At 67.2% G+C, this 23,901-nt stretch carries 25 protein-coding genes; 7 read left to right on the forward strand and 18 right to left on the reverse strand.

Annotated features, from left to right (window positions below; all coding sequences use genetic code 11):
• Nucleotide 1 precedes the first annotated feature (1 nt).
• From flgK to flgB, 10 genes are all read right to left on the reverse strand, one after another.
• Nucleotides 2-1,921: a flagellar hook-associated protein FlgK gene (flgK, locus tag ACZ5MJ_RS24705; protein ID WP_464226303.1), complete on the reverse strand. Its 1,920-nt coding sequence runs from the start codon at nucleotides 1,919-1,921 to the stop codon at nucleotides 2-4.
• A 209-nt stretch (nucleotides 1,922-2,130) separates the two neighbouring features.
• Entirely contained in the window at nucleotides 2,131-3,174 is a 1,044-nt protein-coding gene (gene flgJ / locus ACZ5MJ_RS24710) for a flagellar assembly peptidoglycan hydrolase FlgJ (protein ID WP_464226304.1), read from the reverse strand.
• Between the two features lie 2 nt (nucleotides 3,175-3,176).
• Entirely contained in the window at nucleotides 3,177-4,322 is a 1,146-nt protein-coding gene (locus tag ACZ5MJ_RS24715; protein WP_464226306.1) for a flagellar basal body P-ring protein FlgI, read from the reverse strand.
• Nucleotides 4,323-4,329: 7 nt separating this feature from the next.
• Nucleotides 4,330-5,034 carry a flagellar basal body L-ring protein FlgH gene (gene flgH, locus ACZ5MJ_RS24720; protein WP_464226602.1) on the reverse strand — a complete coding sequence of 235 codons (705 nt, stop codon included), beginning with the start codon at nucleotides 5,032-5,034 and terminating at the stop codon, nucleotides 4,330-4,332.
• Between the two features lie 5 nt (nucleotides 5,035-5,039).
• Nucleotides 5,040-5,825 (reverse strand): flagellar basal-body rod protein FlgG, encoded by a 786-nt coding sequence (gene flgG / locus ACZ5MJ_RS24725; protein WP_432261719.1) that lies wholly within the window; start codon nucleotides 5,823-5,825, stop codon nucleotides 5,040-5,042.
• A gap of 32 nt (nucleotides 5,826-5,857) precedes the next feature.
• Nucleotides 5,858-6,601: a flagellar basal-body rod protein FlgF gene (flgF, locus tag ACZ5MJ_RS24730; RefSeq protein ID WP_464226307.1), complete on the reverse strand. Its 744-nt coding sequence runs from the start codon at nucleotides 6,599-6,601 to the stop codon at nucleotides 5,858-5,860.
• Nucleotides 6,602-6,644: 43 nt separating this feature from the next.
• Nucleotides 6,645-7,898 (reverse strand): flagellar hook protein FlgE, encoded by a 1,254-nt coding sequence (gene flgE, locus ACZ5MJ_RS24735; RefSeq protein WP_464226308.1) that lies wholly within the window; start codon nucleotides 7,896-7,898, stop codon nucleotides 6,645-6,647.
• A 61-nt stretch (nucleotides 7,899-7,959) separates the two neighbouring features.
• Nucleotides 7,960-8,634, reverse strand: coding sequence for a flagellar hook assembly protein FlgD (locus tag ACZ5MJ_RS24740; protein WP_464226309.1), 675 nt, complete (start codon nucleotides 8,632-8,634; stop codon nucleotides 7,960-7,962).
• Nucleotides 8,635-8,670: 36 nt separating this feature from the next.
• Nucleotides 8,671-9,078 carry a flagellar basal body rod protein FlgC gene (gene flgC / locus ACZ5MJ_RS24745; protein WP_464226310.1) on the reverse strand — a complete coding sequence of 136 codons (408 nt, stop codon included), beginning with the start codon at nucleotides 9,076-9,078 and terminating at the stop codon, nucleotides 8,671-8,673.
• 7 nt (nucleotides 9,079-9,085) lie between these two features.
• Nucleotides 9,086-9,493 (reverse strand): flagellar basal body rod protein FlgB, encoded by a 408-nt coding sequence (gene flgB, locus ACZ5MJ_RS24750; RefSeq protein WP_464226311.1) that lies wholly within the window; start codon nucleotides 9,491-9,493, stop codon nucleotides 9,086-9,088.
• Between the two features lie 269 nt (nucleotides 9,494-9,762).
• Here flgB and flgA point away from each other — a divergent pair, with 269 nt between their 5' ends.
• From flgA to ACZ5MJ_RS24765, 3 genes are all read left to right on the forward strand, one after another.
• Entirely contained in the window at nucleotides 9,763-10,572 is an 810-nt protein-coding gene (gene flgA / locus ACZ5MJ_RS24755) for a flagellar basal body P-ring formation chaperone FlgA (RefSeq protein ID WP_464226312.1), read from the forward strand.
• Nucleotides 10,573-10,735: 163 nt separating this feature from the next.
• Nucleotides 10,736-11,044 carry a flagellar biosynthesis anti-sigma factor FlgM gene (gene flgM / locus ACZ5MJ_RS24760; RefSeq protein ID WP_464226313.1) on the forward strand — a complete coding sequence of 103 codons (309 nt, stop codon included), beginning with the start codon at nucleotides 10,736-10,738 and terminating at the stop codon, nucleotides 11,042-11,044.
• A gap of 5 nt (nucleotides 11,045-11,049) precedes the next feature.
• Nucleotides 11,050-11,511: a flagellar protein FlgN gene (locus tag ACZ5MJ_RS24765; protein ID WP_464226314.1), complete on the forward strand. Its 462-nt coding sequence runs from the start codon at nucleotides 11,050-11,052 to the stop codon at nucleotides 11,509-11,511.
• A gap of 68 nt (nucleotides 11,512-11,579) precedes the next feature.
• On the opposite strand, the gene ACZ5MJ_RS24770 is transcribed toward ACZ5MJ_RS24765, so the two are convergent.
• The 6 genes from ACZ5MJ_RS24770 to flhB all read right to left on the reverse strand — a co-directional run bounded on the left by ACZ5MJ_RS24770 (nucleotide 11,580) and on the right by flhB (nucleotide 19,202).
• Nucleotides 11,580-12,017 (reverse strand): flagellar protein FlhE, encoded by a 438-nt coding sequence (locus ACZ5MJ_RS24770; RefSeq protein ID WP_464226315.1) that lies wholly within the window; start codon nucleotides 12,015-12,017, stop codon nucleotides 11,580-11,582.
• Nucleotides 12,017-12,733 (reverse strand): RNA polymerase sigma factor FliA, encoded by a 717-nt coding sequence (locus ACZ5MJ_RS24775; RefSeq protein ID WP_464226318.1) that lies wholly within the window; start codon nucleotides 12,731-12,733, stop codon nucleotides 12,017-12,019. Before ACZ5MJ_RS24775 ends, ACZ5MJ_RS24770 begins: the two co-directional genes overlap by 1 nt.
• Before the next feature lie 98 nt (nucleotides 12,734-12,831).
• A complete protein-coding gene (locus ACZ5MJ_RS24780; RefSeq protein ID WP_464226603.1) occupies nucleotides 12,832-13,620 on the reverse strand; it encodes a MinD/ParA family ATP-binding protein in 789 nt (262 codons plus the stop codon).
• 11 nt (nucleotides 13,621-13,631) lie between these two features.
• Complete coding sequence (flhF, locus tag ACZ5MJ_RS24785; RefSeq protein WP_464226319.1) at nucleotides 13,632-15,971, reverse strand: flagellar biosynthesis protein FlhF; 2,340 nt, start codon at nucleotides 15,969-15,971, stop codon at nucleotides 13,632-13,634.
• Nucleotides 15,972-15,981: 10 nt separating this feature from the next.
• A complete protein-coding gene (flhA, locus tag ACZ5MJ_RS24790; RefSeq protein WP_464226321.1) occupies nucleotides 15,982-18,063 on the reverse strand; it encodes a flagellar biosynthesis protein FlhA in 2,082 nt (693 codons plus the stop codon).
• Complete coding sequence (flhB, locus tag ACZ5MJ_RS24795) at nucleotides 18,060-19,202, reverse strand: flagellar biosynthesis protein FlhB (protein ID WP_464226322.1); 1,143 nt, start codon at nucleotides 19,200-19,202, stop codon at nucleotides 18,060-18,062. The genes flhA and flhB overlap by 4 nt, the downstream gene beginning before the upstream one ends.
• Nucleotides 19,203-19,594: 392 nt before the next feature.
• Between flhB and ACZ5MJ_RS24800 the strand changes: the two genes are divergently transcribed.
• The 4 genes from ACZ5MJ_RS24800 (at nucleotide 19,595) to ACZ5MJ_RS24815 (ending at nucleotide 21,366) form a co-directional block, all read left to right on the forward strand.
• Nucleotides 19,595-20,077, forward strand: coding sequence for a DUF3761 domain-containing protein (locus ACZ5MJ_RS24800; RefSeq protein ID WP_078201334.1), 483 nt, complete (start codon nucleotides 19,595-19,597; stop codon nucleotides 20,075-20,077).
• A 115-nt stretch (nucleotides 20,078-20,192) separates the two neighbouring features.
• Nucleotides 20,193-20,444, forward strand: a complete 252-nt coding sequence (locus ACZ5MJ_RS24805; RefSeq protein ID WP_464226323.1) for a GlsB/YeaQ/YmgE family stress response membrane protein — start codon at nucleotides 20,193-20,195, stop codon at nucleotides 20,442-20,444.
• Between the two features lie 13 nt (nucleotides 20,445-20,457).
• Nucleotides 20,458-20,952, forward strand: coding sequence for a hypothetical protein (locus tag ACZ5MJ_RS24810; RefSeq protein WP_464226324.1), 495 nt, complete (start codon nucleotides 20,458-20,460; stop codon nucleotides 20,950-20,952).
• A 177-nt stretch (nucleotides 20,953-21,129) separates the two neighbouring features.
• A complete protein-coding gene (locus tag ACZ5MJ_RS24815; protein ID WP_464226326.1) occupies nucleotides 21,130-21,366 on the forward strand; it encodes a hypothetical protein in 237 nt (78 codons plus the stop codon).
• A 72-nt stretch (nucleotides 21,367-21,438) separates the two neighbouring features.
• Here the strand turns inward: ACZ5MJ_RS24815 and ACZ5MJ_RS24820 are convergent, their stop codons facing one another.
• Together ACZ5MJ_RS24820 and ACZ5MJ_RS24825 are read right to left on the reverse strand one after the other, a co-directional pair.
• Nucleotides 21,439-23,031 (reverse strand): class I adenylate-forming enzyme family protein, encoded by a 1,593-nt coding sequence (locus ACZ5MJ_RS24820; protein ID WP_464226327.1) that lies wholly within the window; start codon nucleotides 23,029-23,031, stop codon nucleotides 21,439-21,441.
• A gap of 73 nt (nucleotides 23,032-23,104) precedes the next feature.
• On the reverse strand, nucleotides 23,105-23,881 hold the full coding sequence (locus ACZ5MJ_RS24825; protein WP_464226328.1) for an SDR family NAD(P)-dependent oxidoreductase: 777 nt from the start codon (nucleotides 23,879-23,881) through the stop codon (nucleotides 23,105-23,107).
• Between the last annotated feature and the right edge of the window lie 20 nt (nucleotides 23,882-23,901).

Genomic DNA, 23,901 nt, shown 5'->3' on the forward strand with positions numbered 1-23,901 from the left:
CTTACCTGCCGATGCCGATGATCGTGTCGAACAGCGTGGTGGCGGTCTGGATGACGCGGGCATTGGCCTGGTAGAGCTGCTGGAACTTCAGCATGGAGACCGTTTCCTCATCCATGTTCACGCCCGATACCGACTGCTGGGCGGTCTTGATCTGCGTGGTGATGCTGTCCTGCGAGGACGAGGCGATCTTGAGCGACTTGGCGCGCGTGCCGACATCGTTTACCAGCTGGGCATAGGCGTCGCTGTAGCTTGACACGCCACCGATGGTCTTGGCCGTCTGCAGCTTGGCCAGCGCCAGCGCATTGCCGTTGTTGGAGACCGCGCCGGCATTGTTTGACAGCGTGAACGAGTCGCCCGCATTGGGCGTGCCACCAAAGCTGAACGTCAGGCCGTTGATGGTGTAGTCGGTGTTGGCGCCGTTGACGACAGTGCTGCTCGGCGTGATCGGGTTGTTGCTCGCGTCGGTGAAGACGTACCCGGCGCCGCTGTACTTGGCCGTGATCTTCCCGACCGGCAGGCTGAAGCCTGGCGCGACGTTGCTGAGCGATGCCGTGCCGGTGCCGGTGTTGGACGCCGCGGCATCGGCGCGCGCCGGCGAAGCCGCCGCCACCTTGGCCGGATCTGTGATCGCCATGTCGAAGCCGGTCGCGGCATTGCGCGTCGGCTGGATCATGAACGAGTCGTTGGCGCCCATGGCGGCATTGATCTGCACGCTGAAGCCGTCCGCGCTGAAGCTCAGCGGATAGGTGGCGCCCGCGGCCGGCACGGCGGCGGTGACCTGCTGGTTGTCGGACAGGCGCGTCAGCGTGTAGTTGGTGCCGTCGAAGTGCAGTGAATAGTCGCTGGTGGTCAGCGCCGACGTATTGGTGATGCTGGCGGTGGCAACCGTGGTCTTGACGCTGTTGTTGGCATTGGGCAGCACGGTCGCGGTGCCCAGCTGGAACATGTCGGTGCCGATGGCGCCGTTCAGGTCCACGCCCAGCTTGTGCTGGTCGTTGAAGCTCTGCCCGATCGCCAGCGAGAGCCGGCCGATCGCGCTTTGCGCCGCGTCGAGGGTCTCGGAGCGGAACTGGATCAGGCCGCCGAGCGAGCCGCCCGTGATGGCACCCGGATCGCTCTCGTAGACGCTGCCATTCGCCAGCGTGTAGGCAACCGCGGTGCGGTTCGGGTCGGCAGCCGAGGGCACGGCCTTCAGGTCATACGCGCTGTTGCCCATCACCAGCGGCTGGCCGTTGCCGACGAACACATTGTAGGTGCCGCCGTCCTGCACCACCACCTTGGCGCCCACCAGCTTGGTCAGCTCGGCCACGGCCTGGTCGCGCTGGTCCAGCAGGTCATTGGGTGGCTGGCCGCCCGACGAGGCCTTGAGCTTGGTGATTTCCTGGTTCAGGTTGGCGATCTGCTTGGTATAGGCATTGACCTGGGTGACAGCCGTGCTGACCTGGTCATTGACGCCCGACTGCAGTTGCTTGAAGTAGTTGCTGGCCGAACGGACCTGGCCCACCAGCGCCTGTCCGGCGGAAAGCATGCCCTGGCGGGCTGCCGGGTCGGCCGGGGTATCGGCAACCGCCTGCACCGCGGCAAAGAACTTCTGCATCAGCGGCGCCAGCCCGCCCTTCTGGTCGGCCAGCAGGTTGTCGATCTGGCTGATCTGGTCGGAGTACGTCGACAGCGCCGAGCTGGCCGAGGTAGCGCCACGCAGCTGGCCGGTCAGGAACTCGTCATAGACGCGGATCACCGTGGTCGTGTTCGAGCCGTAGCCAAAGAAGCCCTGGCTGGTGTACTGGCCGCCGGCCGACGCCACAATGGTGTTCTGGCGCGAATAGCCTTCGGTCGCCGAGTTGGCTAAGTTGTGGCCCGTCGTCGTCAGCGCGTTCTGCGCGGTGTTCAGGCCGGAAAGGCCAATACTGAAGAGAGACATGGTGCTCTGACCCCGGATTTGTAGGACTGCCGCGGCGTGGGCCGGCGGTGTGGATGTGGAAGATATCGGCTGGTTGGGGGCAGGACTTTAGGCGTGGAAGCGGCGTTTTCCAGATCCTGCAGATTTGCTCCCCTCTCCCGCTCGCGGGAGAGGGGAGCCTGGTTCATGCAGTGTCAGCTACAGCTGGCGCCAGGGCTACACCCCTGCCCTCAGGCCGCCACCTTCTTCATGATCCTCACCAGCTTGTGCCCGTACGCCGGATCGGTCGCATAACCCGCGCGCTGCAGGCCGTGCGCCGCTTCTTCCGCCGACGCCGCGCTGACCACGCCCGCGTAGCGCGGGTTGGTCGTCAGCAAGCGGGCATAGTCGGCACAGGCTTCGTCATACGAGCCATAGGCGCGGAACTTCGCCCGCACCTTCTGCGGCTGTCCGTCGATGTATTCGGTGGTGGTGATCTCCGCGACGCGGCCCTTCCAGTTCGGGCCGGCCTTGATGCCGAAGACGTTGAACGTGGTGGAGCCGTCCGCGTGCGTGATCTCGCGCTGGCCCCAGCCGGACTCCAGCGCGGCCTGCCCGACGATCAGCCGGGCCGGCACGCCGCTGGCACGCGCGGCGGCTTCAGCGGGGCCGGCCATGCGCGCGACAAAGGCGCTGACGTGGGCCGGTGCGTCGTCCGGCAGCCGTCCCATCCGGTCGTCTCCCTGGCTGCGGTCCGCGTACGACTGCGGCTGGTACTGCCGCAGGCCGGCAGTGGGGTTCCAGCTCTGCCCGGGCACCACGGTGCCGATGGCCGGCAGGTCGGCCAGCTCGCCGGCGTCCGCCGGCACGGCCCCGCCACGACGGCTGTCGAGCAGCCTTGCCATCTCGGCATCCGCCGCCTTGCCGGACTCGGCCGGGCTCATGGCGTCCATGCCGGCCGGCATCGCCGTGCCGGTGGCGCGTGCCAGCTGGCGCACCATCACGTCGGCCAGGCCGATCCCGCGCGATGACATCTGCTGCGCGAGCTGCTGGTCCATCATCGACATGTAGAGCTTGCTCTGCTCGCTGTCGAACAGGCCGTCCTGCGGCGTGGCGTCGCGCATGCTCTTGAGCACCATCTGCGTGAACACCGCCTCGAACTGCCTGGCGGCGGCCTGCAGCGTCTTGGCGTCGGCACCGGCGCGCGCGCTGTGCTTGAGCGCCTCGAAGCCCTGCGTGTCCAGCGCAAAGCGCTGGGTCAGGTCGGCGCCTTGTGGCGGCAGTGCGGCGTTCATGGTCAGATCACTTCCAGCTCGGCGCGCAGCGCCCCGGCGGCGCGCATGGCTTCCAGGATGGTCTGCAGGTCGGCCGGGGTGGCGCCCAGCGCATTCAGCCCCTTGACCACGGCGGCGAGCGAGGCGCCCGCCTTGACGATCTGCAGCGAGCCGCCCTGTTGCTTCATGTCGATCTGCGACACCGGCGCCACCACGGTCTGCCCGCCGCTGAACGGTGCCGGCTGGCTGATCACGGGTTGCGTGTTGATCACCACCGACAGGCTGCCGTGCGCCACCGCGCAGTCTTCCACGGTCACGGCCTGGTTCATCACGATGGAGCCGGTGCGGGCGTTCAGGATCACCTTGGCGGCGGCCTTGGCCGGGGTCACGTCGATGTTCTCGATGCGGGCCAGGAAGCCCACCCGCGCCGCCGCCGACACCGGCGCGCGCACCTGCACCACGCGGCCATCCAGCGCCGCGGCGACACCGCCGCCCATGGAGCGGTTGATGGCCTCCACCACGCGCTCGGCGGTGCCGAAATCCGTGTCCTTCAGTTCCAGGTTGAGCACACCGCCTTCGGGCTGGAACGGCGCCACCGCGCGCTCCACGATGGCGCCATTGGCGATGCGGCCCACCGCCAGCTGGTTGATCTGCACCTTGCTGCCGTTGGCCGATGCGCCCGCGCCGCCCACCAGCATATTGCCCTGTGCGATGGCATAGACCTGGCCATCGGCCCCCTTGAGCGGGGTCATCAGCAGCGTGCCGCCGCGCAGGCTCTTGGCATTGCCCATCGACGACACCACGATGTCGAGCTGGCTGCCCGGCTGCGCGAACGCGGGCAGCGAAGCGGTCACCATCACCGCCGCCACGTTCTTGAGCTGCATGTTCTTGCCGGCCGGCAGCGTGATCCCCAGCTGCGAGAGCATGTTGGTCAGGCTCTGCGTGGTGAACGGCGTCTGCATGGTCTGGTCGCCGGTGTTGTCCAGGCCCACCACCAGGCCGTAGCCCACCAGCGGGTTGTCGCGCACGCCCTGGAAGGTGGCCAGGTTCTTCAGGCGCTCGGCCTTGGCGACGGTGGCAAAGGCGCCAAAGGCCACGCCAAGCGCCAGGCTGATCACGCTCAGGCGCAGCAGGCGGGACATGAAACGGGCGAGCATGGGAGCAGACATGGCGCGGTCAGAACGGAGAAACGTTGAGGAAGAAGCGCTGCAGCCAGCCCATGTTCTGCGCTTCGTCGATCACGCCCTTGGCCGTGTATTCGATGCGCGCGTCGGCCACCTGCGTCGACAGCACGGCGTTGTCGCCGGTAATCGTGCGCGGGTTGACCACGCCGGAGAAGCGGATGAACTCGGCACCCTGGTTGATGGCCATCTGCTTTTCGCCGGAGACCACCAGGTTGCCGTTGGCCAGCACCTCCAGCACCGTGACGGTGATGGTGCCGTTGAAGGTATTGGCCGCGCTGGCGCCGCCGCTGGCCTTCATGGTGTTGGCGCCGTTGATGTTGGCATTCTGGCTGCTGCCGAACAGGCCACCGAGCGCGCGCGGCACGGCGTCGAACGCCAGCGCGGCGTTGCCGGTGCGGCTGGTATTGGTGCCGGAATTCTTGGTGGCGTTGACGTTCTCGGTGATCAGGATCGTCAGGATATCGCCCACATTGCGCGGACGCCGGTCCTCGAACAGCGGGTTGCCGGCGTACGACGACTGGTAGATCGAGCCCGACGCGGGCCCCATCGGCCGCGGCTCCGCGCGCGCGGTGGTGGGCAATTGCACCAGCGGCTCGCGCGGCACCAGCGCGCAGCCGCCGATGGCCAGCACGGCAAGGCTAGCCAGGCAATGCAGCGCGAGCGCCCCGAAGCGCGACAGCGAGGCGGCCATGTTCACTTCGTTCATCCCATCTGCGACAGGCGCTGCAGCATCTGGTCGGAGGTCTGCACTGCCTTGCTGTTGATTTCGTAGGCGCGCTGGGTCTGGATCATGCTCACCAGCTCTTCCACCACGTTCACATTGGACGCTTCCACATAGTTCTGCTGCAGCGTGCCGGCGCCGTTCAGGCCGGGCACCGTGGTATTGGGCGCGCCCGAGGCATCGGTCTGCACGTACAGGTTCTCGCCCATGCTTTGCAGGCCGGCCGGGTTCATGAAGGTGGCAAGCTGGAGCTGTCCGACCTGCACATTGTTGCTGGAACCGGGTTGCGTCACCGACACCGTGCCGTCGCGGGCGATGGTCAGCGACAGCGTATTGGCGGGGATGGTGACGGCGGGCTGGACCACGAAGCCGCTCGACGTGACCAGCTGGCCGTTCTGGTCCACCTGGAAGGAGCCGTCGCGCGTGTAGGCGGTGGTGCCGTCAGGCAGCGCCACCTGGAAGAAGCCCTGGCCAAGGATGGCCACGTCCTTCGAGTTGCCGGTCTGCTGCGGATTGCCTTGCGTGTGGATACGCTCGGTCGCGACCGGGCGCACGCCGGTGCCCAGCTGCATGCCTGACGGCAGCGTGGTCTGGTCCGACGACAGCGCGCCGGGCTGGCGGATGGTCTGGTACATCAGGTCCTCGAACACCGCGCGTCCACGCTTGAAGCCGTTGGTGGAGACGTTGGCGAGGTTGTTCGAGATCACGTCCATCTGCGTCTGCTGCGCATCGAGGCCGGTCTTGGCAATCCAGAGTGAGCGGATCATGGGGTCCTTGCTAGTTCGTTCGTACAGTCGGGTCAGTTGGTCGAGAGCAGCTGGTTGGCGCGCTGCTCGTTGCCGTCCGTGCCCTGGATCATCTTCATCTGCATCTCGAAGCGGCGGGCATTGGCGATCATGTCGACCATGGCTTCGGTCGGATTGACGTTGCTGCCTTCCAGCGCCCCCGAGACCACGCGAACGGTGGGATCGGCGCCCAGCGGCTGCGCGCCGGGGCGCAGCCGGAACAGGCCGTCATCCCCGCGCGCGATGGCGTCGTTGGGCGGATTCACCACGCGCAGCTTGCCCACCTGGGCCAGGCCGGCGGAGGCTTCACCCGGGCCGCGCGCGGTGATGGTGCCGTCGCTGCCGATGGTCACCTGCGCGCCCGGCGGCACCGAGAGCGGACCGCCATCGCCCATCACCGGCAGGCCGGAGAGGGTCTGCACCTGCCCGTCCTGCGCCACCTGCAAGGCGCCGGCCCGGGTATAGGCTTCGCTGCCGTCCGGCGCCTGCACCACCAGCCAGCCATTGCCCTGCAGGGCCACATCCAGCGCGCGGCCGGTGTAGGTCAGCGGGCCCGCGCGCATGTCCGCGCCCGGCGTGGACGCCAGCGTGAAGGCGCGCGTGGGCGTCTCCTGGCCGGTCACCGGCACCGCGCGGTACAGGTTGATCTGCGCGCGGAAACCCGGCGTCGACACATTGGCGAGGTTGTTCGATACCGCCGCTTGCTGGTCGAGTATCTGCTTGGCGCCCGACAGGGCGGTGTAGATCATGCGGTCCATGCGCTTTCCTTTGCTACGCCTGCGCGGTAGGTGCCGTGCATCACTAGATGTTCATAAGCGTCTGCATGACCTGATCCTGCGCCTTGATGGTCTGCGCATTCGCCTGGTAGTTGCGCTGCGCGACGATCAGGTTGACCAGTTCGCTCGACAGGTTCACGTTGGAACTTTCCACCGCATTCGACTTGAGCTGGCCGAGGCTGCCACCCGGCGCATTGAGCAGCGCCGTGCCGGACGCGCCGGTGGCGGTCCAGACGTTGTCGCCCGCGGACTTCAAGCCTTCGGCGTTGCCGAAGCCGGCCAGTGCGATCTGCCCCAGCGCCTGCGTCTGCTGGTTGGAGTAGCTGGCGAGGACCGTGCCGTCCGACTGGACCGCAAAGCCCAGCAGGCTGCCAGTGGAGTAGCCATTCTGCGCGACGGATTTGGGGTCGTTGGGGCCGCTGTACTGGGTGGAGCCGCTCAGGTCAATCGTGGCGCTCAGGGCTGCCGCGCCGTTGTTCAGGCCGCCCGCGCCGGTGGCGGGAATGGTAATCGCGTTCGCCAGCGCCGGGGCATTCGCGCCGGCTGCCGGAATCAGCTTGCCGGTCGCATCGAACGACACGATGTTGTTGGCGACTTCGTTGCCGGCCGCGTCGCGCACGGACATCATCCACGGCGAGCTCGGGGGCGGGCCTGCGACCGCGCCCTGCTTCACGAAATAAGCGGTAAGCTGCTGCGGGTTGCCCAGCGAGTCGAACACCTGCACCGTGCTGGCGTAGTTGAAGCTCGATGCGGGCGGAACGCCATTGCCGGCAGGGAACGTGGCGGGGGCGATCACGTTCGTGCCCGAGTCCAGGTTGAGCTGGATCGACAGGCTGGTGGTGGCCTTGGGCGCCATCTGCGCATTGGAAACCACCAGCGGTTGCGGCTGCACGCCGGCGCCGGCGGTTACACCCTGCGGATAGCCCGTCAGCAGCAGGCCCTGGGCATTGGTCAGGTGGCCATCGTCGGTACGCAGGAACTGGCCATTGCGGGAGTAGTACACCTGGCCGGCAGCGTCCTGAAGGCGAAAGAAGCCATTGCCGTTGGTGATCGCCACGTCCAGTGAGCGCCCGGTCGACTCGATATTGCCCTGGTTGAACGACTGCACCACCTTGCTGACGCGCGTACCCAGGCCGACTTGTGCGCCGGCGAAGACGTCGGCGAACTGCACGGTGGATTGCTTGAAGCCAACCGTGTTGGCGTTGGCGATGTTGTTGCCGATCACGTCCAGATTCTGCGACGCGGCATCGAGGCCGCTCAATCCTTGACCGAAACCCATGATTTTTCCTCTTTTCCAGTATTCCGATTGCTGCCCGGCACCAAGTCAGCCGGCCGCGTAGTTAGAGAATGCGGCGGACGTCGTCGACGCCCGCGCTCTGGCCGTTGCCGATATCGACCAGCACGCCGTTCGTATCGCCGCTGATGCTCTGCACCTTGCCGTAGACCAGCGCAACCGGCTGTACCGAGGTGCCGTTGGCGGTAGCGTTGACCTTGAAGGTGTAGTCACCGTCGGCAACCGCCACGCCGGCGTCGCTCTTGCCGTCCCAGGCAATGTCGTGCACGCCGGCTACCTGGCCCTTCATGTCGATGTTGCGCACCACGGTGCCATCCTTGTCCACCACGCTGACCGTGACCGCATCGGCGGTCGAAGGCAGGTCCAGGCCGAACTGGCCGGGCACGCCGTCCTTCACCGTGACTTGCGAACCCGGCACCATCACCGTGCGGCCGATCAGCGCGGCGGAATCCATCGCGCGGCTTGCGCTCACCTGGCTCAGCAGCTGGTTCAGCGTGGTGTTCATGGTCTGCATGCTGCTCACCGTGCTGATCTGCGCCAGCTGCGAAGTGAGCTGGGAGTTGTCCATCGGGTTGAGCGGATCCTGGTTGTTCATCTGCGTCACAAGCATCTTGAGGAAGTTGTTCTGCAGGTCGGCGGCACTGGCGCTGCCGCTCTTGAGGGCATCATTGATGCCCTGGGTACTCTGGGTATTGCTGCTGACTGCGGTGGTGGTCGTCATGTCGCGATCCGGTTCGGTTTGTCCTGGTTGACGTCGTCACTGACCGATCGTCAGCGTCTTGAGCATCATGGTCTTGGCGGTGTTGAGCACCTCCACATTGGCCTGGTACGAACGCGAGGCCGAGATCATGTTGACCATCTCTTCCACCGGATTCACGTTGGGCATCATCACGTAGCCTTCGGCATTGGCCAGCGGATGCGTGGGGTTGTGCACCATGCGCGGTGGCGACGGGTCTTCCATCACGCCTTCGACCTGCACGCCGCCCACATCGCTCTGGCCGGGCGTGGGCGCCATGCCGAAGATCACCTGCTTGGCGCGGTAGGCCTGCCCGTTGGGGCTCACGATGCTGTCCGCGTTGGCCAGGTTGGACGCGGTCACGTTCATGCGCTGCGACTGCGCCGCCATGGCGGAACCGGCAACGTCGAAGATATTCATGGCTGGCATGCTGGCCTCACTGCTGGATCGCGGCCAGCATGGTCTTGATCTTGGCGCTCATCACCGCAAGACCGGATTCGAAGTGCACCGTGTTGTCGGCAAAGGCCACGCGCTCGGTATTCATTTCCACGGTGTTGCCATCCACGCTGGACTGGAGCGGGATGCGGTAGGCCAGGTCGAATTCCTCGCGGCCCGGCGCCTGCGCGGGCATGTGGCGCACCGAGGTGGTGGACAGCGACATGCCTTCATTGCGATGGCCGCGCTCGACGCTCTGCGCCAGCGTGCTGGAGAAATCAAAGTCGCGCGCCTTGTAGCCGGGCGTGTCCGCGTGCGCGATGTTGGAGGCAATCACCGACTGCCGCTGGTTGCGCAGGCTCAACGCTTCCTGCTGGAAACGTAGCGCCGCGTCGAGTCTGTCAATCATCTGGCATCTCCCTGCCCACGAAAACGCTCAAGGAACCGCTCACGAAAACGGAGCGGACGACCTTCTTCAGGGTTGCCATCTTAGGGGGGGACCTGTCACGCCAATCGGATGAATAAGGACGGGAAATCCATGCATTTCGGCCCGCCCTCGCGCGAGGGCCTGCCTACAATGGGACCCCGATGACAGATGTAAACGGGGCGCGCGGCCAGTCACGGGGCGGTGCGCCAGGCATGCCTTGCATGCCGTGCCGTCCTTGCCGGGAAGTCCAGATGAATCAGAATCGCCGCAACGCCCGCAGCCTGGCGCACGCCCTGCTGGCAGCCTGCCTGCTTGGCCCGGCCGGCGCCGGTGCCGCGCCGGCGCAGGTCACGCCCGTCGCCATGCAGGCGCCGGCCGCGCACGGCCAGCAGCAGACGGCTTATGTTGCCAACCCCATTGCCAACCCCGCTGCCGCCGCCAGCCCCTTTGCCGAAGACCCCGCGCGCGTGGCCGTCGAGCGCTTCCTGCTGCAGCAGACCGCCGGCTTGCCGGGCAAGGTCAGCGTGCAGGTGGCGCCGCCGTCGGGCGGCCGCGCGCCGGAATGCGTCGCGCCCGACCCCTTCCTGCCCGCCGGCGCTTCGCCATGGGGGCGCGTTTCGGTCGGCGTGCGCTGCGGCGGCGAGCGGCCGTGGGTGCGCTACATGCAGGCGCGCGTAGCGGTGCTGACCGACTATTACGTGGCCGCGCGCGCACTGGGCCCAGGCGAGCCGGTCAGCCAGGCCGATATCGAAGTCCGCCAGGGCGACCTGGGCACGCTGCCGCGCGCGGTGATCACCGACCCGGCCCAGCTTGCCGGCGCGGTCGCCGCCAACCGCATCGCCGCAGGCTCGCCGCTGCGCAGCGACCTGCTGCGCAAGGCCATCGCCGTGCGCCAGGGCCAGACCGTCACCGTGGCCGTGGAAGGCGAGGCCTTCCAGATCACCAGCGAAGGCAAGGTGCTGGCCGACGCCGCCACCGGCAATACCGTGCAGGTGCGCCTGCGCAGCGGCCAGGTGGTCAACGGACTGGTGCGCAGCGGCGACACCGTCGTGCTGCAATAGTCCTGCGCCAAGTGCTGTAATCGTGGCCAACAAGACTGGAAATCCGGGGCAACCGGCATGCGAAAATGCCGCCAACGCCGCCGCGTGGCGAATCCGGGCCAGGGGCCCTAAAGAATTCGCCGGCGCGTCCGTAATGCCATAGGAAACCAGCAAGGAACGCCCCGTGAAGATCAACCACTCCACCTCGTCCCGGCCCGCCGACGCCCCCGGGGGCGATGCCGCGGCACGGCCCCAGGCCGCGCCGGCCAGCGCCGCGGCGCCGTCCGCCGGCCTGAGCGTCAGCCCGCTGGCCGCCCAGGTGCGCGACATCAGCGCCCGCCTGTCCCAGCCCACTGACGACGATATCGATACCGCCAAGGTCGAAGAGATCCGCCAGGCCATCGCCGAAGGCAAGATCAGGATCGACCCGGGCAAGATTGCCGACGGCCTGATCGCCACCCTGCGCGAGCTTGGCCAGGCCGACCCCAAATAGCCATCATGAGCCAGAGCCTGATCCAGTCCCTGCAGCGCGAAACCGAAGGCATCCAGGCCTTCGGCCAACTCCTCGCCGAAGAGCGCGACGCCCTCAAGCGGGGCGACTTCCAGTCCCTGAGCGGACTGCTGACGCGCAAGGTTGAACTGGGCCAGGCCCTGTCCCGCCAACTCAAGGCCCGCGAAGCCCAGATGGGCGCGCTCGGCCTGCGCGCCGGCCCCGAGGGCCAGCTGCTTGGCCGCCAGGTCGACCCGGCCGTGGCGGACGCCTGGCGCCAGCTGATCTTCGCGGCCCGCACCGCACGCGACGGCAACGCCCTGAATGGCGCCGTCGTCAACGCCCACCTCGATTTCACCCGCGAAGCTATCCAGGCGCTGCGCCAGCATAGCGGCGGCGATGCCGGGTTGTATGGGAAGGATGGGAAGGCGGCGGCCGGGGTGGGTGGGGTGAGCCTGGCGGCGGGTTGAAGCTCTCTGCTGATGTTCCGTTTTTTCGTCACTTATTCAGAAGTGACGAAAAAACGGAACATTCATTCCTACCTGAACCCCACCACCACCTCATTGCTGCGCCCCTGCAGCACCGGCACCAGGCTACCCTGCCCCGGCACCCGGAACGCGAACACAAAGCCCTTGGTGGCGTCATCCCCAACGAACGCGTCGGTCTTGCCTTCGGCCTCGGGCAGCAGCACGCAGCGCTGGGCATTGCAGAGATAAGCTTGCAGCTCCACCGGTGGGGTCCTGACGAAGCTGTAGCGCCAGCGCACCGAGGTAATCACCCCTTCCGACTGCGGCAGGACGCCGGTGGGCAGGATCGGCGGCGACACCGCGCGCTGGCCGCGGCCGTAGAGGGCTGGACCGTTGACCGAGCCGGTCCACGCATGGCGTGTGCCGGCGTCGAACGCCGCCCAGGCGCAGGCCGATACGGCAAGCAACATCCAGCAGGCGCCCCGTGCGGCGCGGTCCGCCCCGCGCATCACAACAAGCCGCGCAACTGGTTGCGCAGCCGGGTAATCGCCTGGCCGCGGATCTGGCACACGCGCGACTCGGTCACTTCGAGCACCGCGCCGATCTCGCGCAGGTTCAGCTCCTGGTCGTAGCACAGCGACAGCACCAGCTTCTCGCGCTCGGGCAGCCGCTCGATGGCGCGGACCAGCGCCTGGCGCATGCCGCTTTCCATCAGCACGGTCAGCGGGTTACCGTCATCGCTGCCGCCGAGGTGGCGGTCCAGGAAGTCCTCTTCGCCGGAGCGCTCGAAATCCTCGTAGTGCAGCAGCTGGCAGCCATAGACCTCGTTGAGCAGCAGCTGGTATTCGTCCAGCGGCATCTCCATGGCCTCGGCCACCTCGGAATCGATCGGCGTGCGCCCTAGCTTCTGCTCCAGGTTGCGCTGCGTGCGTTCGATGCGGCGGGTGAACTGGCGCAGGCTGCGCGACTGCCAGTCGTTGGCACGCACCTCGTCGAGCATGGCGCCACGGATGCGCTGGCTGGCGTAGGTCTCGAAGCGCGCGCCATGGGTATCTTCATAGCGTTTGGCGGCGTCGAGCAGGCCGATCATGCCGGCCTGGATCAGGTCGTCGATCTGTACGCTGGCGGGCAGCCTGGCGGCCAGTTGCAGCGCGATGCGGCGCACCAGTTGCGCGTGCGCCTTGACCACGTCGGCCTGTTCGAGCTTTCCCTGGATCGTGTACATGGTGCAATTCTCGTGAATGCTGGATTGCTGGTCCGGCACGCCTTGCGGCGGCCGGCTGGCTCAGGGTGCAGTTCGGTAAGTTGGCATGGCTGGCAGGCTCAGGCCATCGCGGGGGTTGCGGCAGGCGCAGCGGCGTCTGCACGCAGCGGCCAGGCGCCGATGCCGCCGGCGGTACGGCGCAGTGCCGTGGTGGCCGGCGCCGCCGGAAACGCCTCGACCACGCAGCGGCCCAGCTGCACGCCGCGCGCCACCAGCGGGTCGGACGGCAGCCAGCCCGCGCACAGCACCTCGACGCCGAGATACTGGCTGGCGGTACGCGCCAGGTTGCGCAGGATGGCCTGCACCGTGGCCTCGCTTGCCGCCATGTTGACGATCAGGTGGAACTGGCGCCAGGCATACAGGTGGTGCAGGCGCTTGATGCAGGCGTAGGCATCCGTGATCGACGCCAGCTCCGGCCGCATCACCACCAGCACGTTGTGCGCACCGCCCGCGAGCGGCGACAGCACGCCGTCGGCATCGATGGCGGCATCCACCACCACGCTGCGAAAGCCACCTGCGGCCGGCAAGGTGTTTCCCGGCACGGGCCGGCCTGCCGGCAGCACCGACAGCACGCCGCCCGGGCCAGTGCCGGCAGCAGCTTCCAGCGACAGGCGGCCTGCGTTGACATCGGCCAGCGTGCCGGCCGGCCTGGCGCCGGACAGCCGCGTGGCGCGCGCCGCGGCGGCGTCTTCATCGACCAGCAGCACGCGCTCGCCCTGCATGGCCAGCGCGTGCGACAAACCCAGGGCCACGGTAGTGGCGCCGGCACCGCATTCGCTGGCGACCACCGCGATACGGCGTGTCGTGCGCGGCGCCAGCATCCGGCGCAGGCTCTCGGCCTGGTCCATGGCGAGGCCGCTCACGGCAGCACCTCCATCGCTGCAGCCGGCACGGCAGCGCCGCGGCCCGGATAGTTTTCCAGCACGTCGAGCAGCGCCAGCACGCGGCCCATGCCCTCGTTGAGCACCGGGCCCGGCACCGGCACGCCCTCGCGCACCGTGCGGCCGGCCAGGCGCGCGAGGAAGGCGGGCGCGGCCGCGGTCGGCGCGTGTTCCAGGCGCAGCACCGACAATCCGAGCTGCAGCGCGGCCACGGCGGCGCCGGCGGCGTGGCCGCTTTCGGCGTCCTGGGCGAAGTGGTCGATGGCGTGGCGCAACGTGCGCAGGCGCGCATCGGCCGCGTCGGTCCACAAGGCCCAGCGCGCCACCTGCGCGGCATCCTGCGCCAGCGCCGGATCGCACAGCAGGTAGCGGGTATCGAGCAGTTCACCGGTGGCGCGGTCGGCCAGGCGGGCCACCACCAGGCAGGCGTCGATGCCGCCTTCGGGCGTGCCCTTGCCGCGCACCGGGCTGTCCGGCACGCGCACGTCGACACTGGCCAGCCAGCGCACGGCGTCACGCTCGCGCACGGTGTCCTCGCCGACGGCGTGGAAGGTCAGCGTATCGGCCAGTGCATCGAGCTTCCAGGCGGCGCCGGCGCCGACCACGCGCGCGGTCTTGCGCGCGCCGGCTACCCAGCGCTCGCCGGCCTGCTGCCAGCGCGCCAGCGTGGCGGCGGCGGGCACGGCGTCAAGCAGGTTGACCACCTTGCGCGCGGCGCTCATGGCGGCGCGCAGGTTGGCGGCATCGGACTCGGCTTCGCCCAGCGGCTGGCCGGCACCGTGCCCCCGGCCGGTCGGCGTCACGGTAGCGGCCAGCGGCATGCCGTTGCGGTCGGCGAGCCACAGCGTATGCTGCATCGGCTGCGGCGCGCGGCGGCCGGGCACGGCCACCTGCAGCGTGGCGGCGGCGGCCAGCACGTACTGCTCGCACTGGCCGGTCACGTCGCGGCAGACCGCTTCACGCACCTGCTGCGACATGGCGCGCAGGGCCGGGGCGCCGGCGCTGCGCTGTTGCCACAGCGAGCGGGCCAGATCGAAACCCAGGCCCGCGCCATTCAATTCGGCCACGCACTGGCTCAGCGCGTCGGCGCTGTCGGTCAGCGAGCGCAGCACCTCGTCGGCGCCGCCTCGCGTGGGCGCCTCGTCATCTGCGCCGGCGGTGCGCCGGCGCGCGGCGTCGGCATCGGCAAACACCGAACCGCGGCGCGGCGTCAGGAAGGCGCGCTCGACCAGCGTGGTGCCGTTGGCCAGCTCAAGATGCTCGGGCACGCGCTGGCCGGTGGAGGCGTAGAACACCGGCAGGCGGTGGCGGATCACCACGTCCAGCACCGAGCCCAGGTGGGTGGCTTCATCCAGCTTGCTGATGATGCAGCCGTCGATGCCGCCGCCGTCAGGCGCGGCGTCATGGCGGTAGGCGTGCACCACTTCATTGAGGGTATCGCCGTGGCTGGCGCCGTTGAGCAGCAGCACGCGCTGCACCGGCGCGGGCACGCCGGCGAGCATGGCGATCTGTTCCGACAGGCTGCGGTCGCGCTGGCTCATGCCAACGGTGTCGATGATCACCAGGTGCTTGTCCTTCATCGCCGCCAGCGCGAAGCGCAGGTCGGCGGCGTCCTTCACCGCATGCACCGGCACACCCAGGATGTCGCCGTAGATGCGCAGCTGCTCATGGGCGCCGATACGGAAGCTGTCGGTGGTCAGCAGCGCCAGCTTGTCAGCGCCGTGGCGCAGCACGAAGCGCGCCGCCAGCTTGGCCGTGGTGGTGGTCTTGCCCACGCCGGTGGGGCCCACCAGCGCCAGCACACCGCCTTGCGCAAAGAGGCTGTCCTCGTCGCCCAGCACCGGCAGCTTGCTGGCCAGCTCGGCGCGGATCCAGCCCATGGCCGCGGGGCGGTCGTAGCCCAGCGGCAACCGCGCCAGCAGCGTGCGCGCCAGCTGTCCGGAAAAGCCCGCGCCGACCATCCATTCAAACAGCGATTCGCGCAGCGGGTCGCTGGCGGCTACGCCGTGCGCTGCCGCGCTGGCAACCACGCCAGGGGCAGGATTGATCCCGGCCAGCTGGCGCTCGATCATCGCGCGCATCGATTGCAGCTCGCCGCGCAGGTCGCCGATGGCGGCGGGATCGACCGCCGGCGCGGGCGGCACGTAGACCTGCGCCGTGGCCTGCACGCTGCCCAGATCCGTATCGCGCATGGCGACGATCTCCACGCCGCCCTCGACGGTGCGGTTGGACAGCACCACAGCGTCCGGGCCCATCGCTTCGCGCACCTGGCGCATGGCTTCGCGGCCGTTGGCCGCGACAAACTTGGCTACGCTCATCTTTGACTCCTCACGCGCCGATCATGGCGGTGACGCGGATATTGCGGTTGTCCGGGACTTCGGCATGCGACAGCACCCTCAGCTGCGGCATGGTGCGCCGCAGGAAGCGCGCCATCAGCGGGCGCAGCTGCGACGGCACCAGCAGCACCGGGTCCATGCCCATCTGCTCCTGGCGCGTGACTGCGCCCTGGGTCTGTTGCAGCAAGGCGTCGGCCAGGCCCGGCTCGATCCCGCCGCCGTTGGTCAGCGCCTGCGACAGCACGCGCTCCAGGCCGGCATCGAGGCCAATCACCTGCAGGTCGGCGTTGTTCGGGAACAGCTGCTGCGTGATCGCGCGGCCCAGCGCCACGCGCACCATCGCGGTCAGCTCGTTCGGGTCGCTGATCTTGGGCGCATGCTCGGCCACCACATCCAGGATGGTGCGCATGTCGCGGATGGGCACGCCTTCGTCCAGCAGGTTCTGCAGGATCTTCTGCAGCGCGGTCAGCGAAATGGTCTTCGGCACCAGGTCCTCGGTCAGCTTGGGCGAGTCCTTGGCGATGCGGTCCAGCAGCGCCTGTACTTCCTGGCGGCCCAGCAGCTCGGCCGCGTGCATGTGGATCACGTGGTTCAGGTGCGTGGCCACCACCGTGCTGGCATCGACCACGGTATAGCCGAAGGCCTGCGCCTGCTCCTTGATGCCCGCATCGATCCACACCGCCGGCAGGCCGAAGGCGGGATCGCGCGTGGCCGCGCCCGGCAGCGTGCCGCTGACCTGGCCGGGGTTGATTGCCATCCACTGGCCCGGCATGGCCTCGCCGCGGCCGATCTCCACACCCTTGAGCGTGATGCGGTAGGCGTTGGGCTTGAGTTCCAGGTTGTCGCGGATATGCACCACCGGCACCAGGAAGCCGATCTCCTGCGCCACCTTCTTGCGGATGCTCTTGATACGGCCCAGCAGCTCGCCGTCCTGCGCGCGGTCCACCAGCGTGATCAGGCGGTAGCCCACTTCCATGCCGAGCGGGTCGACCAGCGTGACATCGTCCCAGCTGGCTTCGGTGGATTCCGGCGCCACCGCCGGGGTGCGCTCCTCGCGCTGCCTGACTTGCGCCTGCGTGGCCGCGCGGCGCGACATATAGCGGCCCATCCACACCAGCACGCCGGCCAGCAGCAGGAAGGCAAAGTGCGGCATGCCCGGGATGATGCCCATCAGGCCAATGATGCCCGCGGTCAGGTACAGCACGCGCGGGTTGGCGAAGAGCTGGCCGGTGAGCTGCTCGCCAACGTCCTGCTCGTTCGACACGCGCGACACGATCACGCCCGCGGCGGTGGAGATCACCAGCGCCGGGATCTGCGCCACCAGGCCGTCGCCGATGGTCAGCAGCGTGTAGTTGTGCACGGCGGTGCCGAAGTCCAGGTCGTGCTGCACCATGCCCACCACCATGCCGGCGGCGACGTTGATGAACATGATCAGCAGGCCCGCCACGGCATCGCCGCGCACGAACTTGCTGGCACCGTCCATGGCGCCGTAGAAGTCGGATTCCTGCGCCACTTCGGCGCGGCGCTTCTTGGCGCCCTCTTCGTTGATCAGGCCCGCGTTCAGGTCGGCATCGATCGCCATCTGCTTGCCGGGCATCGAGTCCAGCATGAAACGCGCGCCGACTTCGGCAATACGGCCGGCACCTTTGGTAATCACCATGAAGTTGATCACCACCAGGATCGCGAACACCACGATGCCCACGGCGAAGTTGCCGCCCACCAGGAAGTGGCCGAAGGCCTCCACCACCTTGCCCGCGGCATCCGGGCCGGTATGGCCTTCGAGCAGCACCACGCGCGTGGACGCGACGTTGAGCGACAGGCGCAGCAGCGTGGTGAACAGCAGCACCGCCGGGAAGGCGGCAAAGTCCAGCGCCTTCTGCGTGTACATGCTGACCAGCAGCACCATGATCGCCAGCGCGATATTGAAGGTGAACAGCAGGTCCAGCACAAAAGCCGGCAGCGGCAGGATCATCATCCCGAGGATCATGATGATCAGCAGCGGCCCGGTCATGGCCTTCATCTGGCCGGCGGCGCGCAGGCCGGGCAGGTTGAACAGGTTGCTCAGAGCGTTCATTCGCGCATTTCCGGTACGGCGAGTTCATCGGGCACCGGCAGGTCGGCGGGCGCCTGCGGTTGCGGGCCCTGCGAGTAGTGCCAGTGCTTCAGTTGATAGACCCAGGCCAGCACTTCGGCCACGGCGGTATACAGTCCGGCGGGGATTTCCTGGCCCAGCTCCACATGGCGGTGCAGCGCGCGCGCCAGCGGCGGCGCCGACATCAGCGGCACGCGGTGCTCGGCGGCCAGCGCGCGGATGCGGGCGGCAACATCGCCGGTGCCCTTGGCCACCACGCGCGGCGCGCCCATGCGCCCTTCCTCATAGCGCAGCGCCACGGCAAAGTGGGTGGGGTTGGTCACCACCACGTCGGCCTTGGGCACCTCGGTCATCATGCGGCGGCGCGCCATGGCGCGCTGCTGCTGGCGGATGCGGTTCTTGATATGGGGGTCGCCCTCGCTCTCCTTGAACTCCTGCTTGACCTCTTCCTTGGTCATGCGCAGCTTCTTGAAGAACTCCCAGTACTGCCACGGCACGTCGATGGCCGCCACCACGAGCAGCGACAGCGACACCACCAGGCAGCAGTGCAGCACCAGGTCGATCATATGCAGCAGCGCTTCCTGCACCGGCGCATTCATCAGCGCGATGGCCTCGGGCAGGCGCTTCCACAATACCCAGGCGCCCACGCTGCCCACCAGCAGCGACTTGGCCACGGCCTTGAGCAGCTCCACCAGCGAATGCGCGGAGAACATCCGGCCCAGCCCCGCCAGCGGCGACAGGCGCGAGAACTGCGGCGCGAACGACTTGGTCGAGAACACCCAGCCGCCCAGCAGCAGCGGCGCGGCCAGCGCGGCCACACCGAACAGCAGCAGCAGGGGCAGGAAGGCCAGCAGGCTGTCCCACACCATCAGGCCGAAGCGCGACAGCATGCGCGAGGTATCGAATGCCGTCGCCGGCTCGAAGCGCAGCGCGCCCTGCATCACCTGGTTCAGGCTGCGGCCCAGCTGGCCGCCCAGCGTCCACAGGCCGGTGACGCCGGCGATCAGCATGACGAACGTGGCCAGCTCGCGCGAACGCACTACCTGCCCCTCCTCGCGCGCCTTTTCCAGGCGCCGGGGTGAGGCGGGTTCGGTTTTCTCGAGATCGCTTTCTTCGGACATCCACGCTCCGTGCGAAGCGGCAGGCCGCTATTCGTCAGCAGGGATTATCGAAGCAGGACCCGGTGGGCATTAGGCGGAAAAGGCGGGGGATTTCGCTGCTGTTTGGGCAATGAGCAGCGGGGTGAGAATTAACGGCGCGGGCGGGAGCGACTTGAGGGCCAGCGCACCGACCTGGCCCAGCTGGACGCCGCAACATTGTTACAAACCTGCCCGCAGCTACCGTCAACGCCGGCGATCCAGGGCCCGTTGTAGGAGCCAGCACCAGAGGGCTGGCAATGGCGGCCGATTGCCGTCATTACAGGCACGATGGGGCAGAAATCGCGAAGATTGTTGTCAAGTTAGGCGTTAATGCTGTCGCAGTCATTCCCCAACTGTCAATGCAGGAGTTCTCCATGAAGCGCTTTCTCGTCGTTCTCACCGCCGGACTGCTGACCTCCCTGGCGGCCGTGGCACAGCCAGCCCCGACCGCAACCTGCAAGGATGGAACCACCTATTCCGGCGCCAGCAAGCAAGGCGCCTGCTCCGGCCATGGCGGCGTGAAGGAATGGGCCGGAAAACCTGCCGCCACGCAGACAGCCGCCAGCGCACCGATGCCGGCTGCGGCCGCGCCTGCCACACCGACCGCGCCTCCGGCCAAGGCGAGCGCTCCCGCGACCACGACGCCTGCGCCTGCGGCTACCCCTGCGCCCAAGAAGACAGCGGCCACACCCGCTCCCGGCGGCGGTCCTGGCCAGGTCTGGGTAAACAAGTCCTCCAAGACCTACCATTGCTCAGGATCAAAATGGTACGGGACCACCAAGAATGGCGAGTACATGCCGGAGGCACAAGCCAAATCACAGGGTTTCCACGCCGACCACGGCAAGGCCTGCAGCTAAGCACCGGACCTGGCGGGCGGACCATGGCGAGGGCGCCGGTTGGGGCCCTCGCCTGCGTTTGCCCCCAGACTTGTAGCGCACCAACCTGAGCATCACCGTACAAGGCGAACTTGTCATGCACCTGATCTGGACCATCCTTATCGGCTTTGTGGCCGGACTCGTGGCCAAATTCCTCACCCCCGGGCGCGGCCCGTCGGGCTTCTTCCTGACCGCTGCGCTCGGTATCGGCGGTTCACTTGCGGCAACCTACCTCGGCCAGATGCTGGGCTGGTATCACAAGGGCCAGTCGGCGGGATTTATCGGCGCGGTGGTAGGCGCCGCGATCCTGCTGGTGGCCTACCACCTCGTCACCAGACAGAAGGGCTAACGGAGCGACAACCATGGGACTGATGGATCTTTTGCAGCAGGCCGCGGGCATGCTGGGCTCGAACCCGGAGCAGCATTTCGAACAGGTCGCGCAGCAGGCGCCGGCAGACGTCGTGGGCAAGGGGCTTGCCGACGCCTTCAAATCGGACCAGACGCCGCCGTTTGCCCAGATGGTCGCGCAGCTGTTCGCCAACTCGACGCCGGAACAACGCGCAACCATGCTGAACCAATTGCTGGCGACGGTCGGGTCGGGCGCGCTGACGCAGGCAGCGGGCGGGGCACTGGGCAACGTGCTGACACCTGGCGCCAGCCAGGTCACGGGCGAGCAGGCCAGCCAGCTCACACCCGAGCAGGTCCAGCAGATCGCCGCGCACGCAGAGCAGTCGCACCCGGGCGTGATCGACCAGCTCGGTAATTTCTATGCGCAGCACCCGACGCTGGTGAAGACGCTGGGCGGGGCTGCGCTGGCCATCGTGCTGGCGAAGATGAAGGATCATCTTCAGGGTTGAGGCGGATAAGCCTGGGGGATCAAGGGACCTCAGAACCCCAGGCTGGCCAGCAGATCATCCACTTGCGCCTGGCCCATCATCGCGCTTCTGATTCCGTATCTGCCGCCGCTTGCTTGACGATGACTCTCGCAAGTCAACGCTGCGGGATTAGCTGCCGGGACCGCCTTGCACGAGACAATGCCCAAGCGATCGAGTGGCTTCCACAGCCTCGCCCATCAGCCGCTCCACGATCCATCCCGCCGGATGAATGCCGTCGGCAAAGCCGCCTGCCGGCCCCAGCGAAACGATGCCGGCCTCCACGTCACCATCGCGGTAAACCTTCTCGCGCGTGCGCGACGAGAGGAAACATTGAAGCGGCCGGTGCTGGACAAACCAAACGATGTGAACACCGATACCACCATCCCTGCCAGGTAAATCTTGGCGGACCGGGTAGGGCGGATGGTATGGCCATGAGTGGGCTCCCGCTTGCATCTCAAATGGAGCTGCCTAGCTGACCTTGCGCTGCATGTTTTGCCAGTACTTTTCCTTGACCGCGCGCCGCAACACCTTGCCGACCACCGAGGTCGGCAATTGCTCGACGAACGCGATCGACTTCGGGGCCTTGTAGCTGCCGAGCTTTTCCTTGGCGTGCGCGATCAGTTCGGCGGCCTCGACCGACGCGCCGGGACGCAGCACCACTTCCGCATGCACGGCCTCACCCCACTCCGGATGCGGAATGCCGACCACAGCGGACATCATGACGGCTGGGTGGGAGGCCAGCGCCGCTTCGACTTCAACCGCATAGACGTTGAAGCCGCCGCTGATGATCATGTCTTTCAAACGGTCGACGATGTACAGATAGCCGTCCTCGTCGATGTAGCCTAGGTCGCCCGACTTCCACGCCCCGTCGGCAAACTCGGCGGCCGTCGTTTCCGCATTGTTGTAATAGCCCTTGATGATGGCTCGGCTGCGGATGCGGATTTCGCCGCATTGGCCGGTTGGCAGCGGTTTGCCCTGCTCGTCGGTTACATAGACTTCGACGCCCGGTGTCGGCCGGCCAGCCGACGACAGGCGCTTGATGCCGCCGCCAGTCGTATGCGCCGTCTCGTGCTCGGCCTTGTCGAGCGCCGACACAAACATTGGAACTTCGGTGGCGGCGTAGCCTTGCGCGAAGATGGGGCCGAAGCACGTGATCAGGTCTTCGAGCTTGGCGGGACTCATCGGGGCGGCGCCGTAGATCACGGTGTTCAGCGAAGAAAAATCGCGTGGGTTGGCGCGCTGCAATTCGAGCAGACGGTACAGAACGGTTGGCACCAGGAAGGAATGGGTAACGCGCCGCTGTTCGACTGTTTTCCGCCATTGCTCGAGATCGAGCTGATTGAGCGTAATGTTGGCGCCGCCGGCATAGAAGGTCGGTATGAAAGCGATCAGCGTGCCATGCGAGAGCGGCGCCACGTGCAACATGCGTGTGCGGTCGTTGAAGCCGAAATCCGGGTTGCCGAATCCGCCATCGCGGCAAGCCATCAGATTGTCGATCGAGTACATCGCGCATTTGCCCTGGCCAGTCGTGCCGCCGGTGAAGCGCAACATGCAGATGTGCTCGTCGTCGTCCAGCTCCACGTCGACGTCGAGTTCGGAGGCAGCGTCGACCAGGCTCCAGAATGCGTGCACGCCTGGGCGCGCAGCCTGTTCCGGCGTCGGATCGTCCATGACGACGATCTCGCACCTGGCCGCGCGCAACATTGCGTAGTAGCCGTCGAGCAGGCGAGTTTCAATGAATACGACCTTCGGCTTGACCAGTTCGACCTGACGCGCATGCTCTTCCGGCGCGTCGCGCAGGTTGGTCATGACCACCGTGCCTTCCTGCTTGAGGACAGTCGGCAGCATCATCAGGCTCAGGTTGTCGTTTTCCAGGATGAGCAGGAACTTGTCGCCCTTGCCAACCCCGAGCGCATTGCGCAACGCATCGGCGATGCGGTTGGTCAACAGGTGGTAATCGTGGTAGCTGTAGCTGCGGCCACGCTCCACATTGACGATCGCTTGCCGGTCGCGAAAGCGCAGCGTCATCAGGCGCATGACGCGGCAAAAGTTCATTTTCATGGCATGGTCTCCTTTGTTCTTTTGCCCTCCCTCTTCGTTGGAGGAAGGGCACCCTGGCGCCGGCGAAGCGCGTTTAGCGCGCGCGCAGGCGTGATGCAGCGTCCAGGCGAATGGTGTGCGCGTTGAGGTAGGCGTTCTCGATGATGAAGGCGCAGCAATGCGCGAACTCGCGCATGTCGCCGAGGCGCTTCGGGGCCTCGATCTGCGACTTCAACGCAGTGATGATCTTTTCGTCGAGCGTCTGCACCATCGGCGTCAGGAACAGGCCGGGCGCAATGGCGTTGACACGGATACCGACGTCGCCGAGTTCGCGCGCAGCCGGCATGTTCATGCCGAGCAGCGCCGCCTTGGAGGCGGCGTAGGCGACTTGACCGATCTGTGCCTCGTAGGCGGCACCCGACGAGATGTTGATGACCACACCGCGCTCCTCGCCGGCTTCCGGTTCGTTCCTGACCATCTGCTCGGCGCATTTGGACATGACGTTGAACACGCCATTGACGTTGACCGACGTCACCTGCGCGAACTTTGCCAGCGGTGTGGCCTTGCCTTCCTTGCCCAGCACCTTGCACGGCGTGGGCAGCGCGGCGCAATTGATGCAGACGTGAATCGCGCCGAAGCGCTCAGTCACGGCAGCCACCGCGTTCTGCACCGATTCCTCGTTGCTGACGTCGGTTTGCACGAACATGGCGTGTTCGGCCCCGATATCCTCGACCGCCTTGGCGCCGGCCTCGGCGTTCAGATCAAAGATGACGACGCGCGCGCCTTTTTCCTGTACCAGGTAGCGCCCTGCGGCCAGGCCGAGGCCCGATGCGCCGCCGGTAATGACGATAACTTTTCCTTCAATACGCATGATGTCTCCTGTGGCTATGG

The sequence above is a fragment of the Cupriavidus sp. LA-1 genome (assembly GCF_055385985.1).

What these genes read in the sequence shown, in the direction of transcription:
- ACZ5MJ_RS24820 (WP_464226327.1), bottom strand. Translation starts at nt 23,031, where the DNA reads ATGAAAATGAACTTTTGCCGCGTCATGCGCCTGATGACGCTGCGCTTT.
- flgA (WP_464226312.1), top strand. Translation starts at nt 9,763, where the DNA reads ATGAATCAGAATCGCCGCAACGCCCGCAGCCTGGCGCACGCCCTGCTG.
- flhF (WP_464226319.1), bottom strand. Translation starts at nt 15,971, where the DNA reads ATGAGCGTAGCCAAGTTTGTCGCGGCCAACGGCCGCGAAGCCATGCGC.
- ACZ5MJ_RS24805 (WP_464226323.1), top strand. Translation starts at nt 20,193, where the DNA reads ATGCACCTGATCTGGACCATCCTTATCGGCTTTGTGGCCGGACTCGTG.
- ACZ5MJ_RS24740 (WP_464226309.1), bottom strand. Translation starts at nt 8,634, where the DNA reads ATGACGACCACCACCGCAGTCAGCAGCAATACCCAGAGTACCCAGGGC.
- ACZ5MJ_RS24810 (WP_464226324.1), top strand. Translation starts at nt 20,458, where the DNA reads ATGGGACTGATGGATCTTTTGCAGCAGGCCGCGGGCATGCTGGGCTCG.
- ACZ5MJ_RS24800 (WP_078201334.1), top strand. Translation starts at nt 19,595, where the DNA reads ATGAAGCGCTTTCTCGTCGTTCTCACCGCCGGACTGCTGACCTCCCTG.
- flhB (WP_464226322.1), bottom strand. Translation starts at nt 19,202, where the DNA reads ATGTCCGAAGAAAGCGATCTCGAGAAAACCGAACCCGCCTCACCCCGG.
- ACZ5MJ_RS24770 (WP_464226315.1), bottom strand. Translation starts at nt 12,017, where the DNA reads ATGCGCGGGGCGGACCGCGCCGCACGGGGCGCCTGCTGGATGTTGCTT.
- flgF (WP_464226307.1), bottom strand. Translation starts at nt 6,601, where the DNA reads ATGGACCGCATGATCTACACCGCCCTGTCGGGCGCCAAGCAGATACTC.
- flhA (WP_464226321.1), bottom strand. Translation starts at nt 18,063, where the DNA reads ATGAACGCTCTGAGCAACCTGTTCAACCTGCCCGGCCTGCGCGCCGCC.
- flgE (WP_464226308.1), bottom strand. Translation starts at nt 7,898, where the DNA reads ATGGGTTTCGGTCAAGGATTGAGCGGCCTCGATGCCGCGTCGCAGAAT.
- flgJ (WP_464226304.1), bottom strand. Translation starts at nt 3,174, where the DNA reads ATGAACGCCGCACTGCCGCCACAAGGCGCCGACCTGACCCAGCGCTTT.
- ACZ5MJ_RS24780 (WP_464226603.1), bottom strand. Translation starts at nt 13,620, where the DNA reads ATGGACCAGGCCGAGAGCCTGCGCCGGATGCTGGCGCCGCGCACGACA.
- ACZ5MJ_RS24715 (WP_464226306.1), bottom strand. Translation starts at nt 4,322, where the DNA reads ATGTCTGCTCCCATGCTCGCCCGTTTCATGTCCCGCCTGCTGCGCCTG.
- flgK (WP_464226303.1), bottom strand. Translation starts at nt 1,921, where the DNA reads ATGTCTCTCTTCAGTATTGGCCTTTCCGGCCTGAACACCGCGCAGAAC.
- flgC (WP_464226310.1), bottom strand. Translation starts at nt 9,078, where the DNA reads ATGCCAGCCATGAATATCTTCGACGTTGCCGGTTCCGCCATGGCGGCG.
- ACZ5MJ_RS24825 (WP_464226328.1), bottom strand. Translation starts at nt 23,881, where the DNA reads ATGCGTATTGAAGGAAAAGTTATCGTCATTACCGGCGGCGCATCGGGC.
- ACZ5MJ_RS24765 (WP_464226314.1), top strand. Translation starts at nt 11,050, where the DNA reads ATGAGCCAGAGCCTGATCCAGTCCCTGCAGCGCGAAACCGAAGGCATC.
- flgB (WP_464226311.1), bottom strand. Translation starts at nt 9,493, where the DNA reads ATGATTGACAGACTCGACGCGGCGCTACGTTTCCAGCAGGAAGCGTTG.
- flgG (WP_432261719.1), bottom strand. Translation starts at nt 5,825, where the DNA reads ATGATCCGCTCACTCTGGATTGCCAAGACCGGCCTCGATGCGCAGCAG.
- ACZ5MJ_RS24775 (WP_464226318.1), bottom strand. Translation starts at nt 12,733, where the DNA reads ATGTACACGATCCAGGGAAAGCTCGAACAGGCCGACGTGGTCAAGGCG.
- ACZ5MJ_RS24815 (WP_464226326.1), top strand. Translation starts at nt 21,130, where the DNA reads ATGCCCAAGCGATCGAGTGGCTTCCACAGCCTCGCCCATCAGCCGCTC.